Annotated in this window: 18 protein-coding genes, 1 tRNA gene, 1 pseudogene and 1 other annotated feature; of the genes and pseudogenes, 11 read left to right on the forward strand and 9 right to left on the reverse strand. The window is 56.0% G+C overall.

Features of this window, described 5'->3' with window-relative positions; all coding sequences use genetic code 11:
- Positions 1 to 62: 62 nt before the first annotated feature.
- A pseudogene (gene emmdR / locus ACQG11_RS01090) lies at positions 63 to 1,546 on the reverse strand (multidrug efflux MATE transporter EmmdR).
- A gap of 161 nt (positions 1,547 to 1,707) precedes the next feature.
- On the opposite strand from emmdR, the gene ACQG11_RS01095 reads away from it, so the two are divergent.
- Positions 1,708 to 1,783, forward strand: a tRNA-Asn gene (locus ACQG11_RS01095).
- 146 nt (positions 1,784 to 1,929) lie between these two features.
- On the opposite strand, the gene ACQG11_RS01100 is transcribed toward ACQG11_RS01095, so the two are convergent.
- The 4 genes from ACQG11_RS01100 to dacD all read right to left on the reverse strand — a co-directional run bounded on the left by ACQG11_RS01100 (position 1,930) and on the right by dacD (position 5,327).
- Complete coding sequence (locus tag ACQG11_RS01100) at positions 1,930 to 2,265, reverse strand: DUF496 family protein (protein ID WP_000450410.1); 336 nt, start codon at positions 2,263 to 2,265, stop codon at positions 1,930 to 1,932.
- A gap of 147 nt (positions 2,266 to 2,412) precedes the next feature.
- Complete coding sequence (locus tag ACQG11_RS01105) at positions 2,413 to 3,471, reverse strand: FUSC family protein (protein WP_022648598.1); 1,059 nt, start codon at positions 3,469 to 3,471, stop codon at positions 2,413 to 2,415.
- A 91-nt stretch (positions 3,472 to 3,562) separates the two neighbouring features.
- On the reverse strand, positions 3,563 to 4,036 hold the full coding sequence (gene sbmC / locus ACQG11_RS01110) for a DNA gyrase inhibitor SbmC (RefSeq protein WP_426728102.1): 474 nt from the start codon (positions 4,034 to 4,036) through the stop codon (positions 3,563 to 3,565).
- A 118-nt stretch (positions 4,037 to 4,154) separates the two neighbouring features.
- Positions 4,155 to 5,327: a serine-type D-Ala-D-Ala carboxypeptidase DacD gene (gene dacD / locus ACQG11_RS01115; protein WP_139153368.1), complete on the reverse strand. Its 1,173-nt coding sequence runs from the start codon at positions 5,325 to 5,327 to the stop codon at positions 4,155 to 4,157.
- Between the two features lie 191 nt (positions 5,328 to 5,518).
- Here dacD and sbcB point away from each other — a divergent pair, with 191 nt between their 5' ends.
- Positions 5,519 to 6,955, forward strand: coding sequence for an exodeoxyribonuclease I (sbcB, locus tag ACQG11_RS01120; RefSeq protein ID WP_426728103.1), 1,437 nt, complete (start codon positions 5,519 to 5,521; stop codon positions 6,953 to 6,955).
- A 129-nt stretch (positions 6,956 to 7,084) separates the two neighbouring features.
- Here the strand turns inward: sbcB and ACQG11_RS01125 are convergent, their stop codons facing one another.
- From ACQG11_RS01125 to ACQG11_RS01140, 4 genes are all read right to left on the reverse strand, one after another.
- Positions 7,085 to 8,443 carry an APC family permease gene (locus ACQG11_RS01125; protein WP_022648602.1) on the reverse strand — a complete coding sequence of 453 codons (1,359 nt, stop codon included), beginning with the start codon at positions 8,441 to 8,443 and terminating at the stop codon, positions 7,085 to 7,087.
- Positions 8,433 to 8,495 (reverse strand): membrane protein YoeI, encoded by a 63-nt coding sequence (gene yoeI / locus ACQG11_RS01130; protein WP_099458931.1) that lies wholly within the window; start codon positions 8,493 to 8,495, stop codon positions 8,433 to 8,435. Before yoeI ends, ACQG11_RS01125 begins: the two co-directional genes overlap by 11 nt.
- Before the next feature lie 219 nt (positions 8,496 to 8,714).
- The gene (locus ACQG11_RS01135; RefSeq protein ID WP_022648603.1) at positions 8,715 to 9,644 is read right to left on the reverse strand and encodes a LysR substrate-binding domain-containing protein; all 930 of its coding nucleotides are present in this window, start codon (positions 9,642 to 9,644) and stop codon (positions 8,715 to 8,717) included.
- 41 nt (positions 9,645 to 9,685) lie between these two features.
- Positions 9,686 to 10,510: an SDR family oxidoreductase gene (locus tag ACQG11_RS01140; protein WP_006811206.1), complete on the reverse strand. Its 825-nt coding sequence runs from the start codon at positions 10,508 to 10,510 to the stop codon at positions 9,686 to 9,688.
- A 172-nt stretch (positions 10,511 to 10,682) separates the two neighbouring features.
- Here ACQG11_RS01140 and hisL point away from each other — a divergent pair, with 172 nt between their 5' ends.
- The 9 genes from hisL to hisIE all read left to right on the forward strand — a co-directional run bounded on the left by hisL (position 10,683) and on the right by hisIE (position 17,899).
- Entirely contained in the window at positions 10,683 to 10,733 is a 51-nt protein-coding gene (hisL, locus tag ACQG11_RS01145) for a his operon leader peptide (RefSeq protein ID WP_099516347.1), read from the forward strand.
- Positions 10,709 to 10,832, forward strand: a sequence feature (His leader region). Its footprint overlaps the gene before it by 25 nt.
- Positions 10,833 to 10,877: 45 nt before the next feature.
- Positions 10,878 to 11,777, forward strand: a complete 900-nt coding sequence (gene hisG, locus ACQG11_RS01150; protein WP_032623983.1) for an ATP phosphoribosyltransferase — start codon at positions 10,878 to 10,880, stop codon at positions 11,775 to 11,777.
- A gap of 5 nt (positions 11,778 to 11,782) precedes the next feature.
- A complete protein-coding gene (gene hisD, locus ACQG11_RS01155; protein WP_426728104.1) occupies positions 11,783 to 13,087 on the forward strand; it encodes a histidinol dehydrogenase in 1,305 nt (434 codons plus the stop codon).
- Positions 13,084 to 14,145: a histidinol-phosphate transaminase gene (gene hisC, locus ACQG11_RS01160; RefSeq protein WP_426728105.1), complete on the forward strand. Its 1,062-nt coding sequence runs from the start codon at positions 13,084 to 13,086 to the stop codon at positions 14,143 to 14,145. The genes hisD and hisC overlap by 4 nt, the downstream gene beginning before the upstream one ends.
- Complete coding sequence (hisB, locus tag ACQG11_RS01165) at positions 14,142 to 15,209, forward strand: bifunctional histidinol-phosphatase/imidazoleglycerol-phosphate dehydratase HisB (RefSeq protein WP_426728106.1); 1,068 nt, start codon at positions 14,142 to 14,144, stop codon at positions 15,207 to 15,209. Before hisC ends, hisB begins: the two co-directional genes overlap by 4 nt.
- On the forward strand, positions 15,209 to 15,799 hold the full coding sequence (hisH, locus tag ACQG11_RS01170; protein ID WP_003859485.1) for an imidazole glycerol phosphate synthase subunit HisH: 591 nt from the start codon (positions 15,209 to 15,211) through the stop codon (positions 15,797 to 15,799). The genes hisB and hisH overlap by 1 nt, the downstream gene beginning before the upstream one ends.
- Positions 15,799 to 16,536 (forward strand): 1-(5-phosphoribosyl)-5-[(5-phosphoribosylamino)methylideneamino]imidazole-4-carboxamide isomerase, encoded by a 738-nt coding sequence (hisA, locus tag ACQG11_RS01175; RefSeq protein WP_023300528.1) that lies wholly within the window; start codon positions 15,799 to 15,801, stop codon positions 16,534 to 16,536. Before hisH ends, hisA begins: the two co-directional genes overlap by 1 nt.
- Positions 16,518 to 17,294 carry an imidazole glycerol phosphate synthase subunit HisF gene (gene hisF / locus ACQG11_RS01180; RefSeq protein WP_426728107.1) on the forward strand — a complete coding sequence of 259 codons (777 nt, stop codon included), beginning with the start codon at positions 16,518 to 16,520 and terminating at the stop codon, positions 17,292 to 17,294. The genes hisA and hisF overlap by 19 nt, the downstream gene beginning before the upstream one ends.
- Positions 17,288 to 17,899, forward strand: coding sequence for a bifunctional phosphoribosyl-AMP cyclohydrolase/phosphoribosyl-ATP diphosphatase HisIE (gene hisIE, locus ACQG11_RS01185; protein ID WP_426728108.1), 612 nt, complete (start codon positions 17,288 to 17,290; stop codon positions 17,897 to 17,899). The genes hisF and hisIE overlap by 7 nt, the downstream gene beginning before the upstream one ends.
- The last annotated feature ends 3 nt before the right edge of the window (positions 17,900 to 17,902 follow it).

Consider the following 17,902-nt stretch of genomic DNA (forward strand, 5'->3'; position numbering starts at 1 on the left):
TGTCAAAGGGTGAATGCAGATTTTCAATCGTTTGCCGATTTATTCTCCACTTCGCACATTTGTCAGGCACTTGCCGTTTCCGAAACCTCCTGCTCCGGTTTTTTTCGCGGATATTTCCACAGCCAGCGTCCGCTCACCATGCGCCAGTAGAACAGCGCGCCGCGCACGGCCCAGTCAAGGAACATCCCCAGCCAGACGCCGACAACGCCCATACCTAACATTACCCCCAGCGTGTAGCCCGCCACGACGCGGCAGCCCCACATGCCGAGCATGGAGACCCACATCGCAAACCGGGCATCGCGCGCCCCTTTCAGCCCGGCAGGAAGTACCCAGGACGCGGCCCAAATTGGCATAAACGCCGCGTTGAGCCAAATCAGCACCTTCACGACCTCTTTCACGTCATTTTCGTGCGTATAGAACGAGGCCATTAGCCCGGCTAAAGGCGCAGTTCCCCACGCAATCGCCGTCAGTCCAATGGTTGAAAGCCAGAAGACATGCCGAAGCTGCCGTTCCGCCTGCCCTATCTGCCCCTTTCCGAGGCGTCTGCCGGTGATGATCGTCGACGCCGATCCCAGTGCGTTTCCGGGCAGGTTAATGAGCGAGGCGATGGAGAAGGCAATAAAGTTGCCGGCGATGACGTCTGTTCCCATCCCGGCAACAAACATCTGCGTCAGCAGTTTCCCACCGTTAAACAACACGGATTCGATGCTGGCCGGAATACCGATCCCCATCACTTCCCAGATAATGGCGAAGTTAAGCGGACGGAAATAGCTTTTAAGCGTCAGGCGCAGCGATGGCGTAATTCCCGCCATCAGCACGCCGATTATCGCCGCCGCACCAATATAACGGGAAATGGTCAGCCCTAATCCCGCGCCGACAAAGCCCAGCCCCTCCCAGGAAAAGACACCGTAAATCAAAACACTGCTGATAATGATGTTCAGGATGTTCATGCCGCCATTTATTAGCAGCGGAATTTTGGTATTCCCTGCGCCACGAAGCGCACCGCTACCAATCAGCGCGATGGCAGCCGCCGGATAGCTCAGCACCGTCATTTCCAGATAGGTGAGCGCCAGATCCTTCACTTCACCTGTCGCTTCACCCGCGACGATGTCGATAATTTCTTTGCCGTAATAATGGATAACCGCCGCCAGGATGATCGAAAAGAGGGTCATGATCATCAGCGACTGTCTGGCCGCCTCCCGGGCGCGTTTTGGATCAAGTTTCCCAAGACTAAACGCCACCACTACCGTTGTACCGAGATCGATAGCGGCAAAGAAGGACATCACAACCATGTTGAAACTGTCCGCCAGCCCTACCCCGGCCATGGCTTCTTTACCGAGCCAGCTCACCAGGAAGGTGCTTAACACCCCCATCAACAGGACGCAGGTATTCTCCAGGAAAATAGGCACAGCAAGGGGGGTGATTTCACGCCAGAACAGAACTCGATAACTCTTACGTTTTGCATACCAGGGCGTGCGCATAATCGCCTGGCGCAGGGGTGCGGTGACGTTCAAAATGGGCCTTAACGAGAAAGTTGAAACTCCATTTCAAATGATGGGGCAGAAATGCGTATCCTGCAAAGTATTTTCCATAAAATTATGTTTGGATTTACAACAAAATGACGACAGAATCATCAAACAATCACTTTTGCCTGAGATCAGGTTTGACAAAAGTTTTTTCGCCGCTAAGATAAGCCTCCACAACGATTCCTCTGTAGTTCAGTCGGTAGAACGGCGGACTGTTAATCCGTATGTCACTGGTTCGAGTCCAGTCAGAGGAGCCAAATTAAAAAAGCCTGCTTTTAAGCAGGCTTTTTGCTTTTCTGCGTTCAGTAAAATTGTCGGGTGGCGGCTTCGCCTTACCCGACCTACGTGATAACAGTCCTGAAGGCCCGGTAAGCGCAGCGCCACCGGGCAACAGAGTGTGCGATTACTCGCCTTTCGCGTCGACGTTTTTGATTTCGCCCATCACTTTCAGCTTTTTGGAGATGTCGCGACGCTCTTTGGACAGCTCAGCGTTTTTGATGATGTAGTCATCAACGCGATCTTCATAATCGCTCTTCATGCTGGCGATGATGCCCTGAATGGCTTCAACGCTCATACCTGGCTTGATGTAGTCGCTCAGGTTGTCCAGCAGCAGGACACGTTTCTGGTTGTCACGGATCTTCTTCTCTACGTCCTGGATTTCGCGCTGTAGCTTGTTTTTGCGGCGGAACAGGCGGACGAACTCCAGAACATCCTGGAACGAAGGCTTGGTAGTTTCCATTTTTACACCCCTGATAATGTGAGATTCGGATTCGTTAAAGCAACCGTTTTAACAGACAGCGGCTGCGAATGACAATGAGTATATCGTTTAAAACCATCATAACCCTAATTGTTGCTGAATCGAAGCAGCAGGCATCACATACGCTTTTTATTTGCGCAGTGCCCGGCAAATCAGCTGCGATAACAACTCCAGCTGTCGCGCCAGCTCCATACTCAGCCAGACATAGCCGTGGATAGGCGTTTCCGACACATTGTCGCCCTGACGCTCATTCATCAGCTGTTTGAGCTCGATGACGATGTCATTCAGCCGCTCGCTGTTCGCCCGTATCGGCTGTGGGTTACCTTCGTAAAGTGCATGAGCGATGGTTAGCAGGGTTTGTTGCGTCATCTGCTGCGTCTCTTTCAGCGTATGCGCGTTGAGCATCAGAAGATGGCTGGGGCGTGAGGCCCAGTGGGCATTGATTTGCAGTTCAAGCATACAGACCAGATTACGGCTGACCGTTTGAATGGCTTCAAAAATGGCTTTCTGGATATGCGTCTCTTTGCTTGCCGGGGTAATTAACCCGCGCATTTTGACCACATCATTAAGGATTTTTTGCAGGTGCTTTTCCAGCCGCGGACGCTCAATCAGATTCGGCGAAAACCCGGCCTGGTAAACCCGGTTAAATGCCGTGACGTAGTTTGCCATCTGAATGCGCCAGTGCAGGAAGGCGCGCTGCGGCCAGATGCCGGTAAACAGCATGGCGAGCAACGAGCCGAGGATCACGTCCCCGCTTCGCCACAATGCGGTGGTCATATCGCCCGCCGGTGCGCCGACCACAACGGCGAGCGTAATGCCAATCAGCAGCGCCTGATACGGTTTCTTGCCGAGGGCCAGCCATCCGCAAAGAAACATCGCCACCGCGCACCACAGCAACATGAACGGAAATGAAATTAGCTCCAGCTTCAGGGCGATAAGCCCAAGCGCCGAGCCTAAAACGGTACCACCTATGCGTTCGAAAGCGCGAGGGACCACGTTCCCCCAGAATGAGATCGGCCCCATCACCACCACCAGCGTGATCAGCGGCCACGTTCCTTCCGGGATATCCAGCAAACGAACCAGTACGAAGGTCAGCACAAACGCCAGCGCAATGCGGCAACCATGCACCACGCGATAATGTTTGTATAACCGAATTTCAAAAGGGGTTAATGACTTGTCGGGGCGCACACCCGTCTCCAGCTCTACGGCAAACCACAATTGTACTGTGTTTTCAGCCGGGTGGATCGCGCCCGGCTGAAAAACCCTGCGTTTCGCAGGATTATCCCACTTTGTGCTCTACCGGTACAAACATCTCAATATCCCAGTAGCCGTCAGCATTGCCATCGTTCAGATAGCGTTCGAAGCAGGGTTTTGGCGCAATCTGGAATTTGCTGTCTTCCAGCAGGGAGTTGAAGAACTGATACCACGGGGTGGCGAAATCATGATTTTCGACGCGCGCGGCGGCAATAGCATACTCCCCGGTAGCGATTTCGGTCATAATTACCCCTTCGCTGTTATCAGGGATAGTGAAATCGTCCGCTACCGTTACGGCTGTAACGCAGCGAAGCTTTTCTGCCGGCACGTCATCCGGATTGTCATAATAAACGGCCACCCACTCCTGCGGCTGAATATGACGTCCATCTACCCACGTAACCAGCTGTTCAAATCCCTGCTTGACCGTCTTTTCCCACGGCCCCACGAGATGAAAGCCAGCGATCGTACGTTTCTGTTGCTGCCTGATGCTGTAGTCCATGCTGCCTCCGTTTATTACTGTATATATATACACCATAAAGCAGAATCGAGATTATCGGCAAACCAGGAGTGTTTATTATGTGAGCAGACTCGCAACACTGCCAGTCTGCCCGAAAAGGTTAGAGTTTATGATGCAGATAATCGCCGAGGCGGGAGAAAAGGCCACCCTTTTCAACGCGCTCCAGCGTAACCAATGGCCAGTGCGCTACCACCTTGTCACGATCGTACAGCTGGATCTCCCCTACCCGCTGATGCGCGGCGATCGGCGCTTCCAGCTCTTTTTTATCCATTACATATTTCGCCTTGATGTTCGGCACTTCTGTTTTGGGTAATGCCAGCCAGAAATCCTGATCCGTGCCCAGCGCGATCTGCTCTTTATCGCCATACCAGATGCGTTCGGTTCCCACTTTTTTGCCGTTATGCAGGATCTGCACCGTATCGAAATTTTGCTGTCCCCAGTGGAGCAGCTTGCGCGCCTGATCTTCACGTCCTTTCGGGCTGTCTGCCCCCATCACCACCGCAATCAGTCGACGCTGACCATCCACTGCGGAGGCGATCAGGTTAAAGCCCGCGCCCGAGGTGTGTCCCGTTTTCAGACCATCCACGTTCATGGTCTTATCCCACAGCAGGCCGTTGCGGTTCTGCTGAGTGATGCCGTTCCAGGTCAGACTCTTCTCGCTGTACATGTGGTAGAACTCAGGCTCGCCGTGGATGATGGCCCGGGAAAGTACGGCGAGATCGTAAGCAGAGCTGTGCTGACCCGGTGCATCCAGCCCGTGTACGGTTTCGAAGTGGGTATCGCGCAGGTTCAGCTTTTCAACGTAGTCATTCATCATCCTGACGAACTGCGGCTGACCGCCCGCCACGTGATCCGCCAGCGCCACGCAGGCGTCATTGCCGGAATCAACAATCAGGCCGCGGCTGAGATCGCGCACAGAAACCCGATCGCCCTGCTTCAGAAACATCAGAGACGAACCGTCAAAGACCGGATTGCCTTTTGCCCAGGCGTCACGTCCGACCGTCACAATGTCATCGGGGCTGATGCGGTGGCTATCAATGGCACGATCGACAACGTACCCCGTCATCAGTTTGGTCAGGCTCGCCGGATTACGCTGCTGATGTTCGTTGCCCGCCGTTAAGATTTGACCCGTGGTGTAATCCATCAATACCCAGGATCCTGCCTGGATGGCAGGCGGCTGAGGTGAAAAATCCAGCGGCTCGGCAGCCAGCGCGGATGAAATACTCGAAGCGAGTAAAGAAACAGCAATAAACAGACGGCGTTTCAACGGTATATCCTCAGGTCAGTAAAAATCGATGACCTTTTTACGGGAGTTCTGATGTCGTTACCTGCCTTAATTGCAAAAAAATGTGACAGCACGCAGATTTTTTCGGAACAAATCTCGCAAATTTCTTGCCTGAAGGTGCTTTTTATTCGGACTGCTCACCCCAATCGTTTACCATAGAGACGTCAATTTTTAACAGGATGAGATTACTGGTGTCTGACTCTGCCGCGCGCCCGACTTTTTTGTTCCACGATTACGAAACCTTTGGCACCCATCCGGCGCTGGACCGACCGGCGCAGTTTGCGGCTATCCGAACCGATGACGAATTTAACGTCATCGGCGAACCCGAGGTGTTTTACTGTAAACCCGCCGATGACTATCTGCCGCAGCCGGGCGCGGTGATGGTGACGGGCATCACCCCTCAGGAAGCGCGGAATAAAGGCGTTAGCGAAGCAGAATTTGCCCGTCGCATCCACGACCTGTTCACGGTGCCCAATACCTGCGTGGTGGGTTACAACAACATCCGTTTTGACGATGAAGTGACGCGCAATATCTTCTACCGCAACTTCTACGATCCGTATGCCTGGAGCTGGCAGAACCGCAATTCGCGCTGGGATTTGCTGGATATTATGCGCGCCTGCTATGCGCTGCGCCCGGAGGGAATTAACTGGCCGGAGAACGACGACGGCTTGCCGAGCTTCAGGCTCGAGCACCTGACGCGGGCCAACGGCATCGAGCACAGCAACGCCCACGACGCGATGGCAGACGTCTACGCGACCATCGCTATGGCGAAGCTCGTAAAAACCGCGCAGCCTCGCCTGTTTGAGTATCTGCTGAGCCATCGCAGCAAGCAAAAGCTGATGACGCTGATTGACGTGCCGCAGATGAAACCGCTGGTGCATATTTCAGGGATGTTCGGTGCGTGGCGCGGGAACACAAGCTGGGTGGCGCCGCTTGCCTGGCATCCGGACAACCGTAACGCCGTCATCATGGTGGATCTTGCCAGGGATATCTCGCCGCTGCTTGAGCTCGACAGCGACACCTTACGTGAACGGCTCTATACGCCGAAAGAGGCGCTGGGTGACCTGCCAGCCGTACCGGTAAAACTGGTGCACATCAATAAATGCCCGGTGCTTGCGCAGGCCAACACGCTGCGCCCGGAAGACGCCGACCGGCTGGGGATTAACCGTCAGCACTGCCTCGATAACCTGAAAGTGCTGCGCGACAACCCGCAGGTGCGCGAGAAAGTCGTCGCAATTTTTGCCGAAGCAGAGCCGTTCGTGCCGTCTGATAATGTGGATGCGCAGCTTTATAACGGCTTCTTCAGCGATGCCGATCGCGCGGCGATGAACATCGTGCTGCAAACCGACCCGCGTAACCTGCCCGCGTTGGATATCACCTTCGCAGATAAGCGCATTGAGAAGCTGATGTTCAATTATCGCGCGCGTAACTATCCCGGCTCGCTGGATGAAGCAGAGCAGGAGCGCTGGTTACAGCATCGGCGCAACGTGTTTACGCCGGAGTTTCTTAATAGCTACGCCCAGGAGCTGGAGATGCTTTACGGCCAGTATGAAGGGGATGCTGAGAAACAGGCGCTGCTGAAAGCGCTGTTCCAGTACGCGCAAGAAATTGTCTGAGTAGCGGATACAAAAAAGCCGGAGGCGATGTCTCCGGCTTTTTTTTTGCCCGGTGGCGCTTCGCTTACGCGGGCCTACGGTGTAGAAGTCCGTAGGTCGGGTAAGGCGAAGCCGCCACCCGACACAGTCTTACGCGACGTCTTCGTACTGAGGAACCGGGTTGCGGAAGCTCTTCGTTACGCAAGCCAGGTAAATCAGACCGATTGCACCCCAGATCAGACCCAGAACCATTGAGCTCTCTTCCAGGTTGATCCACAGGGCGCCCACCGTCAGGGCACCACACACTGGCAGCACCAGATAGTTGATGTGGTCCTTCAGCGTCTTGTTGCGCTTCTCACGGATCCAGAACTGCGAAATCACGGAGAGGTTAACGAAGGTGAACGCCACCAGCGCACCAAAGTTAATCAGCGCAGTGGCCGTTACCAGGTCGAACTTGATCGCCAGCAGGGCAATCGCGCCCACCAGCAGCACGTTCCACGCCGGGGTACGCCATTTCGGATGCACGTAACCAAAGAAGCGAGTTGGGAACACACCGTCACGGCCCATCACGTACATCAGACGAGAAACGCCCGCGTGCGCTGCCATACCGGATGCCAGTACGGTGACGCTGGAGAAGATCAGCACGCCCCACTGGAAGGTTTTACCCGCCACGTACAGCATGATTTCAGGCTGCGATGCATCCGGATCTTTAAAGCGAGAGATATCCGGGAAGTACAGCTGTAAGAAATAAGACGCACCGATGAAGATCAGGCCGCCAATCAGCGCGGTCAGGAAAATCGCTTTCGGGATTACGCGCTCAGCGTCTTTGGTCTCTTCAGACAGAGAAGAGATACCGTCGAAGCCCAGGAACGAGAAGCACAGGATAGTCGCCCCGGTGATCATCGGCACAACGTGCGCACCTTCAGACCAGAACGGACGGGTGCTGGTCAGCGTACCTGCGCCTTCACCGTGGGAAACGCCGTAGATGATCAGCCCAACGATAACCGCAACAATCCCCATCTGAAGGATCACGATCAGGGTGTTGAAGTTAGCCACGGTCTTGATGCTGCGCAGGTTTGAGATGGTCATAAAGGCCACCAGCGCCACAACGAAGATCCACGACGGTACGGAAGGTACCAGCGCTTCGAAGTAAATTTTTGCCAGCAGAATGTTGATCATCGGCATGAACAGGTAGTCCAGCAGTGATGACCAGCCCACCATAAAGCCAACAGCCGGGCTAATGGATTTCTGAGCATAAGTGTACGCAGAGCCTGCGGACGGGAAACGGCGAACCAGTTTACCGTAGCTCAGCGCTGTAAAGAGAATGGCGACCAGTGCAAAGGCGTACGCCGTTGCAACGTGACCGTCAGTAAGGCCTGATACGATACCGAATGTATCGAACAGCGTCATCGGTTGCATATAGGCAAGGCCCATCATAACAACCGGAATCAACGTAAGCGTTTTACGTAATTCCACGCGAGAGGTGTTTGGAGTTGCGTTATGCGACATAGTTATTCTCCTTTACGGTGATAACCGCCACGTAAGCGAAAAATTGCCCCATTTCTTTCTTCCTCAGCGACAACAACTGTCGGATTTTAGTAAATATCTATCCGGTACGAAGCCCGGCCTCTTGGTTTTTAGTTTCGTTTCGTACATGCAAAAAAAAATAACCGACGCCTTTTATATCGTCGATTATTCATTTGTTTGCAGCGGCGGCATTTTGCCCTATTCCAGATACAAAAGGCAATACATTGAGAAACCTGCCCATAAATTAATTTTACTAACTGGTTGATTTCCCATCATCTGCCTGAGTGTAAACTGTGGCGATAGCACTATTTGCTAAAATTTCGTCTCGCCACCAGGCGCTGGCAAGCCCGGCGGTCTGTTCATTCCAGCCCACCCATACCGATTCGTTACTGCTTTGCGCTAAAACCTGTTTTTCCACCAGCGCGCCGCTTTCAATAAAGCGCTGTGCTAAATAACGGGGAAGGTAGCCGCACCCCAGGCCGCTTATTTGCAGTTCCAGCTTGGTTTTAAAATCAAAAACGGTGATGGCCTCCTGCTCATCCAGAAGCTGCGATGAAATGCCGCACTCGGGGCGGGAGCTGTCTCCCACCACAATGGCGCGATGGTTTTTAATGACGCGTCTTGAAACAGGCTCCGGTTCATTCGCCAGCGGGTGGTGAGGCGCAACGGCAAAGATCTGCTCCAGAACGCCCAGCCGGGCGAAACCAAATTCACTCAGTTGAGGAGGCTCATGCAGCGCTCCAACGATGATATCCGCCCTGCCCTGCGTTAAGGCGTCCCACGAGCCGCCCAGCACGCCGTTGATAAAAACCAGCCGCGTGACGCTATGGCGCTGATAGAACGCCTCAATAAGCGGGGTAAGCAGCGAAAAAGGGAAAGTATCATCAACCCCGATCACCAGCTCATTTTCCCAGCCCTGATGAAGTTTGACGGCCTGTTTTTCCAGCTCGCGAACCGTATGCAGCACGTCACGCCCTTTTTCCAGCAGCATCTGCCCAGTACGGGTGAAACGCGCGCGATGGCCAGTGCGGTCAAGGATTTGAATATTAAGATCGCTCTCGAGCTTTTGCACGGTGTAGCTCAGAGCCGAAGGGGTTTTATAGAGCTTCGCCGAGGCGGCGGCAAAGCTCCCCTCTTTTTCCAGCGCATCCAGAATAACAAGAACATCCAGCAGCGGTTTCATCTTCGCCCCCTTGCGGTGTGCGATGGCCTCCGCCGGCGCAATTATTCCATAGGCATAACCAGCGGATCGGGATACTGATATTCAAATCCCAGTTCATGGCAAATACGATTGCCATCAATAATTTTGCCTTTGCGCTCCCCCTGCGCCTCACTGAACACCGGCGGCGCCAGACCCAGCTGGCGCGCCATCAGCGGATAAAAGGTGCTGCGTGGCGGATGCGAAGGCGCACATATATTATAGATGTGCCCCCCTTTCGGAGCCTGTAAAAGCAGCTCTATTGCACCGATAACATCTTCAAGGTGTACAAGGTTAACGCCGTGCTGACCATCCGGCGCGGATTTACCGGCAAAGAAGCGTCCCGGATGACGCCCCGGCCCCACCAGCCCGGCGAGGCGTAAAATATCCACCTGCGTGCCAGGCAGATTGTGCAGCCAGTCTTCCAGCTCTTTCAGTACCCGTCCGCTGGCGGTTACCGGACGGCGCTCGGTGTTTTCTTTCGCCGTACCGTCGATATCGCCATAGACGGAGGTCGAGCTGGTGAAAATGATACGCGGAATATGGTGCGCCAGGGCGCTGTCGACAATCTCCTGCACCGCCTGCAGGTAAAACGTCTCGCCCGGCCCGCTGCGCCGCGCCGGTAAGGTAATGACCAGCGCGTCCACATTCATCAGTTCATCCAGCTCGTCGGTATCGCAGATAAGCTCGGGTTCGAGACGCAGCTCGACACCATCAATGCCGCACATGCGCGCCGCCTCAACCCCGTCCCGCGTGGTCTTACTCCCTGTCACCTGCCAGCCTTTCGCGGCTAATGACATCGCCAGTGGCATTCCTAACCACCCTAATCCGACAATCGCGACCTTTTTCATGACATTCTCCGCTTAACGACGCCTGTTATAAGGCTACGCCAGCCTTATGGAACGCACAATTCATACCATCAATATGAAATGAATTAATGATCAAAAAAAGCCCTTGCTTTATGGCGTACAACTGGTTTAGGTTAAAAGACATCAAATGCATAAGCATTCAACGAGAATTTATATGACACGCGTTCCTTTTAAAAACCACCATCATCACCATCATCCTGACTAGTCTTTCAGGCGATGTGTGCTGGAAGACGTTTGGATCTTCCAGTGGTGCATGAACGCATGAAAAAGCCCCCGGAAGATCTTCTTCCGGGGGCTTTTTTTTGGACCGCATTCAGACAGATTAAAACAGGTTAACGAGGAACACAGAATGTTAGATAACTCACGTTTACGCATAGCTATTCAAAAATCAGGCCGTTTAAGCGATGATTCACGCGAACTACTGGCCCGCTGCGGGATTAAAATCAACCTGCACACCCAGCGCCTGATCGCCCTGGCTGAAAATATGCCGATCGACATTCTGCGCGTACGTGATGACGATATTCCGGGCCTGGTCATGGATGGCGTCGTTGACCTCGGCATCATCGGCGAAAACGTACTGGAAGAAGAGTTATTAACCCGCCGCGCGCAGGGCGAAGATCCACGCTACTTTACCCTGCGTCGTCTGGACTTCGGCGGCTGCCGCCTGTCGCTGGCCACGCCGGTTGATGAAGCCTGGGATGGCCCGGCCGCGCTGAACGGCAAACGTATCGCCACCTCTTACCCTCACCTGCTGAAGCGTTACCTCGATCAAAAAGGCGTGCAGTTTAAATCTTGTCTGCTGAATGGCTCTGTTGAAGTGGCGCCACGCGCGGGCCTGGCCGATGCCATCTGTGACCTCGTCTCCACGGGCGCCACGCTCGAAGCGAACGGCCTGCGCGAAGTGGAGGTGATCTACCGTTCCAAAGCGTGCCTTATCCAGCGCGACGGCGAGATGGCGGAGGCTAAACAGCAGCTCATCGACAAGCTGCTGACCCGTATTCAGGGCGTGATTCAGGCGCGTGAATCCAAATACATCATGATGCACGCGCCTACCGAGCGCCTGGACGAAGTGATAGCCCTGCTGCCGGGCGCTGAACGCCCAACCATTCTGCCGCTGGCGGGCGACCAGCAGCGCGTGGCGATGCACATGGTGAGCAGCGAAACCCTGTTCTGGGAAACCATGGAAAAACTGAAGGCGCTGGGCGCGAGCTCCATTCTGGTGCTGCCAATTGAGAAGATGATGGAGTAACGACCATGAGCTTTAACACAATCATCGACTGGAATACCTGTAGCGACGCGCAACAGCGCGAGCTGCTGATGCGCCCGGCAATTTCAGCCTCAGAGAGCATCACCCGCACCGTGGCGGAGATCCTCGATAACGTCAAAGCCCGCGGAGACGACGCGCTGCGCGAGTACAGCGCGAAGTTTGATAAAACTGAGGTCGACGCGTTACAGGTCACCGCACAGGAGATCGCCGGGGCGGAAAGCCGCCTTGGGGATGAGATCAAACAGGCGATGGCCGTCGCGGTGAAAAATATTGATACCTTCCACACCGCGCAGAAATTGCAGGCGGTGGATGTGGAAACCCTGCCCGGCGTGCGCTGCCAGCAGGTGACGCGCCCGGTGGCGTCCGTTGGCCTCTATATTCCTGGCGGCTCTGCCCCGCTGTTTTCGACCGTCCTGATGCTGGCCACTCCGGCACGTATTGCCGGTTGTCAAAAGGTGGTGCTCTGCTCTCCGCCACCGATCGCCGATGAGATCCTGTATGCGGCGAAGCTGTGCGGCGTGCAGGCGATCTATAAAGTGGGCGGTGCGCAGGCGATTTCCGCCCTGGCGTTCGGGACGGAGTCTGTTCCCAAAGTCGACAAAATCTTTGGCCCGGGCAACGCATACGTTACCGAAGCGAAGCGCCAGGTCAGTCAGCGTCTGGACGGTGCGGCGATTGATATGCCTGCCGGTCCGTCTGAAGTGCTGGTGATTGCCGACAGCGGCGCTACACCGGATTTCGTGGCCTCTGACCTGCTCTCGCAGGCCGAGCACGGCCCTGACTCGCAGGTGATTTTACTGACGCCAGATGCCGACATGGCAAAACGCGTGGGCGAGGCCGTTGAGCGTCAGCTGGCCGACCTGCCGCGTGCGGAAACGGCGCGTCAGGCGCTATCGGCCAGCCGACTGATTGTGGCTCGCGATATCGACCAGTGCATCGCCATCTCCAATCAGTACGGGCCGGAGCACCTGATCATTCAGACCCGCAACGCGCGCGATCTGGTCGACAGCATAATCAGCGCAGGCTCGGTGTTCCTCGGGGACTGGTCACCGGAATCCGCCGGGGATTACGCCTCCGGCACCAACCACGTGCTGCCCACGTATGGCTATACCTCAACCTGCTCCAGCCTGGGGCTGGCGGATTTCCAGAAGCGCATGACCGTGCAGGAACTCTCCCGCGAGGGATTTGCCTCGCTGGCGTCGACCATCGAAACCCTGGCCGCCGCCGAGCGCCTGACTGCCCACAAAAATGCCGTGACGCTGCGCGTTGCCGCCCTGAAGGAGCAAGCATGAACATCGAAGAATTAGCCCGCGAAAATGTCCGTCGCCTGACGCCCTATCAGTCTGCGCGTCGTCTCGGCGGGAACGGCGACGTCTGGCTGAATGCCAACGAATACCCCACGGCGGTGGCCTTTGAGCTCTCGCAGCAGACGCTGAACCGCTACCCGGAGTGTCAGCCGAAAGCGGTGATCGAGAACTATGCGCAGTATGCAGGCGTGAAGCCTGAGCAGGTGCTGGTCAGCCGTGGGGCTGATGAAGGGATTGAGCTGCTGATCCGCGCCTTCTGCGAACCGGGTAAAGACGCGGTGATGTACTGCCAGCCCACCTACGGGATGTACAGCGTCAGCGCCGAAACCTTTGGCGTGGCCTGCCGCAACGTACAGGCGCTCGACAACTGGCAGCTGGATTTGCAGGGCATCGCCGATAACCTCAACGGGGTGAAGGTGGTGTTTGTCTGTAGCCCGAACAACCCCACCGGGCAGATTATCAATCCGCAGGATATCCGTTCCCTGCTGGAAATGACGCGCGGCAAAGCGCTGGTTGTGGCCGACGAAGCCTACATTGAGTTCTGCCCGCAGGCGACGCTGGCAGGCTGGCTTGAAGAGTATTCACATCTCGTCGTGCTGCGTACCCTGTCGAAAGCCTTCGCTCTCGCCGGTCTTCGCTGCGGTTTTACGCTGGCAAATAAAGCGGTTATCGACCTGCTGCTGAAAGTGATCGCCCCGTATCCGCTCTCAACGCCGGTTGCCGATATTGCGGCACAGGCGCTGGCCCCGCAGGGCATCAGCGCGATGCGCGAGCGTGTGGCGCTGATCCTGGAGGAGCGTCAGTATCTAGTCGATGCCCTGAAAACGATTCCGTGCGTGGAGCAGGTGTTCGACTCGGAGACCAACTACATCCTGGTGCGCTTCACCGCCTCAAGCGCGATATTTAAATCGTTGTGGGATCAGGGCATTATCTTACGAGACCAGAATAAACAACCTACCCTGAGCGGCTGCCTGCGTATTACCGTCGGCACCCGCGCGGAGAGCCAGCGCGTGATTGACGCCCTGAAAGCGGAGAAAGTATGAGTCAGAAGTATCTCTTTATCGATCGTGACGGCACCATCATCTCGGAGCCACCCAGCGATTTTCAGGTCGATCGTTTCGACAAGCTGGCGTTTGAACCCGACGTGATCCCGGTGCTGCTGAAGCTTCAGAAAGCAGGCTATAAGCTGGTGATGATCACCAACCAGGACGGTCTGGGCACAGACAGCTTCCCGCAGGCGGACTTTGACGGCCCGCACAACCTGATGATGCAGGTGCTGACCTCGCAGGGCATCGCCTTCGACGAGGTGCTGATCTGCCCGCACATGCCTGCCGACGAGTGCGACTGCCGCAAGCCAAAAGTGAAGCTTGTTGAACGTTATCTGGCGGACGAGACGCTGGATAAAGCGAACAGCTATGTGATTGGCGATCGCGTCACGGACATCACGCTGGCCGAAAATATGGGCATTGCAGGCCTGCGCTATAACCGCGACACGCTAAACTGGGCGATGATTAGCGAGCAGCTCACCAGACGCGACCGCTATTCTCACGTAGAACGCAACACCAAAGAGACGCAGATCGACGTGAAGGTCTGGCTCGATCGTGAAGGCGGCAGCAAGATCCACACCGGCGTCGGTTTCTTCGACCACATGCTGGATCAAATCGCCACTCACGGCGGCTTCCGCATGGAGATCGCCGTTAAGGGCGACCTGTATATCGACGATCACCACACCGTGGAAGATACCGGCCTGGCGTTGGGCGAAGCCCTGAAGCTGGCGCTTGGCGACAAGCGCGGCATTAACCGCTTCGGCTTTGTTCTGCCGATGGACGAGTGCCTGGCGCGCTGCGCGATGGATATCTCCGGGCGTCCGCACCTGGAATATAAAGCCGACTTCACCTACCAGCGCGTGGGCGATCTCAGCACCGAGATGGTGGAGCACTTCTTCCGCTCGCTTTCTTACACTATGGGCCTGACGCTGCACCTGAAAACCAAAGGCAAAAACGATCACCACCGCGTCGAGAGCCTGTTCAAAGCCTTTGGCCGTACCCTGCGCCAGGCGATCCGCGTGGAAGGTGACGCCCTTCCCTCGTCGAAAGGAGTGCTGTAATGAACGTGGTGATTCTGGACACCGGATGCGCCAACCTGAACTCCGTACAGTCGGCGATTATGCGCCACGGCTACGAGCCGGTGGTGAGCCGCGACCCGGACGTGGTGCTGCGCGCGGATAAACTCTTTCTACCGGGCGTAGGCACCGCCCAGGCGGCGATGGATCAGATCCACGAGCGCGAGCTGGTGGATCTCATCAAAGCCTGTACTCAACCGGTGCTGGGCATTTGCCTCGGCATGCAGCTGCTTGGCCGCCGCAGCGAAGAGAGCAACGGCGTCGATCTGCTGGGCATTATAGAAGAAGACGTGCCGAAAATGACCGACCACGGCCTGCCGCTGCCGCACATGGGCTGGAACCGCGTTTATCCGAAGGCGGGCAACAGGCTGTTCCAGGGAATCGAAGACGGCGCGTACTTCTATTTCGTCCACAGCTACGCCATGCCCGTGAATACCTACACCATCGCCCAGTGCAATTACGGCGAGGCGTTCACCGCCGCCGTGCAGAAAGATAACTTTTACGGCGTGCAGTTTCACCCGGAACGCTCCGGCGCCGCCGGTGCGCAGCTGCTGAAAAATTTCCTGGAGATGTGATGATAATTCCCGCTTTAGATTTGATTGACGGCACAGTTGTTCGTCTCCACCAGGGCGATTACGGGCAGCAGCGCGACTATGGCAACGACCCGCTGCCGCGGTTACAGGCTTACGCCGCGGAGGGCGCTGAGGTGTTGCACCTGGTCGATCTGACCGGCGCGAAAGATCCGGCGAAGCGCCAGATCCCGCTGCTTAAAACACTGGTGGCTGGCGTGGACGTCCCGGTGCAGGTGGGCGGCGGCGTGCGTACGGAAGCCGATGTTGCCGCCTTACTGGACGCAGGCGTGGCGCGCGTGGTAGTCGGTTCGACCGCTGTGAAAGATCCTGAGACGGTCAAGGGCTGGTTCCGCCGCTTCGGCGCGGATGCGCTGGTGCTGGCGCTGGATGTGCGCATTGACGAACAGGGTAACAAGCAGGTCGCGGTCAGCGGCTGGCAGGAAAACTCCGGCGTAACGCTTGAAGAGCTGGTTGAGATGTATCTCCCCGTGGGGCTGAAGCATGTGCTGTGCACAGATATTTCACGTGATGGTACGCTCGCAGGCTCTAACGTCTCGCTGTATGAAGAGGTTTGCGCGCGTTATCCGCAGGTGGCGTTTCAGTCTTCTGGCGGTATCGGCGACCTGGCGGATATCGCCGCTCTGCGCGGAACCGGTGTACGCGGCGTGATCGTGGGTCGCGCGCTGCTGGAAGGCAAATTTACGGTTAAGGAGGCGATTCAATGCTGGCAAAACGGATAATACCCTGCCTGGACGTGCGTGACGGACAGGTTGTGAAAGGCGTGCAGTTCCGCAACCACGAGATCATTGGCGACATCGTTCCCCTGGCTAAACGCTATGCCGAAGAAGGCGCAGACGAACTGGTATTTTACGATATCACCGCCTCCAGCGATGGCCGTGTGGTGGACAAAAGCTGGGTGGCGCGCGTGGCAGAGGTGATTGATATACCCTTCTGCGTGGCGGGCGGGATTAAATCTGCTGACGATGCGGCGAAAATTCTCTCTTTCGGAGCGGATAAAATTTCGATTAACTCCCCTGCCCTGGCCGACCCGGAGCTGATTACGCGTCTGGCGGATCGCTTTGGCGTGCAGTGCATTGTCGTGGGGATCGACACCTGGTTTGATGCCGCAACGGGCAAATATCACGTTAACCAGTACACCGGCGATGAAAGCCGCACGTGCGTCACCCAATGGGAGACGCTGGACTGGGTGCAGGAAGTGCAAAAACGCGGTGCGGGTGAAATCGTTCTGAACATGATGAACCAGGACGGCGTTCGTAACGGTTACGACCTCGAGCAGCTGAAAAAAGTGCGCGCGGTGTGCCAGGTTCCGCTGATTGCCTCCGGCGGCGCGGGCACCATGGAACACTTCCTTGAAGCCTTCCGCGATGCGAACGTAGACGGCGCGCTGGCCGCTTCCGTGTTCCACAAACAGATTATCAATATTGGTGAGTTAAAAACGTACCTGGCCGACCAGGGCGTGGAGATCAGGGTATGTTAACAGAGCAACAACAGGCGCAGCTGGACTGGGAAAAAACTGACGGATTACTGCCGGTGGTTGTACAGCATGCCGTTTCAGGCGAAGTGCTGATGCTGGGATACATGAACCAGGAGGCACTGGCAAAAACGCTCGACAGCGGCAAGGTGACGTTTTTCTCGCGCACCAAGCAGCGTCTGTGGACGAAAGGGGAAACCTCGGGTCACTTCCTGAACGTGGTAAGCATTACGCCAGACTGCGACAACGACACTCTGCTGGTGCTGGTCAACCCGATTGGGCCGACCTGCCACAAAGGCACAAGCAGCTGCTTCGGCGAGGCGAGCCACCAGTGGCTGTTCCTCTATCAGCTGGAACAGCTGCTGGCAGAGCGTAAATCAGCGAATCCCGAGAGCTCATACACGGCGAAGCTGTACGCCAGCGGCACCAAACGTATTGCGCAGAAAGTGGGTGAGGAAGGCGTTGAAACGGCGCTGGCGGCCACCGTGCATGATCGGGAGGAACTGGCGAACGAAGCGTCGGATTTGATGTATCACCTGCTGGTGCTGCTTCAGGATCAGGAGCTGGATTTAACGACGGTGATTGAGAATCTGCGGAAACGGCATAAATAAAAA

Source organism: Enterobacter cloacae complex sp. 372C4, from assembly GCF_050030615.1.
Taxonomy (GTDB): Bacteria; Pseudomonadota; Gammaproteobacteria; order Enterobacterales; family Enterobacteriaceae; genus Enterobacter; species Enterobacter intestinihominis.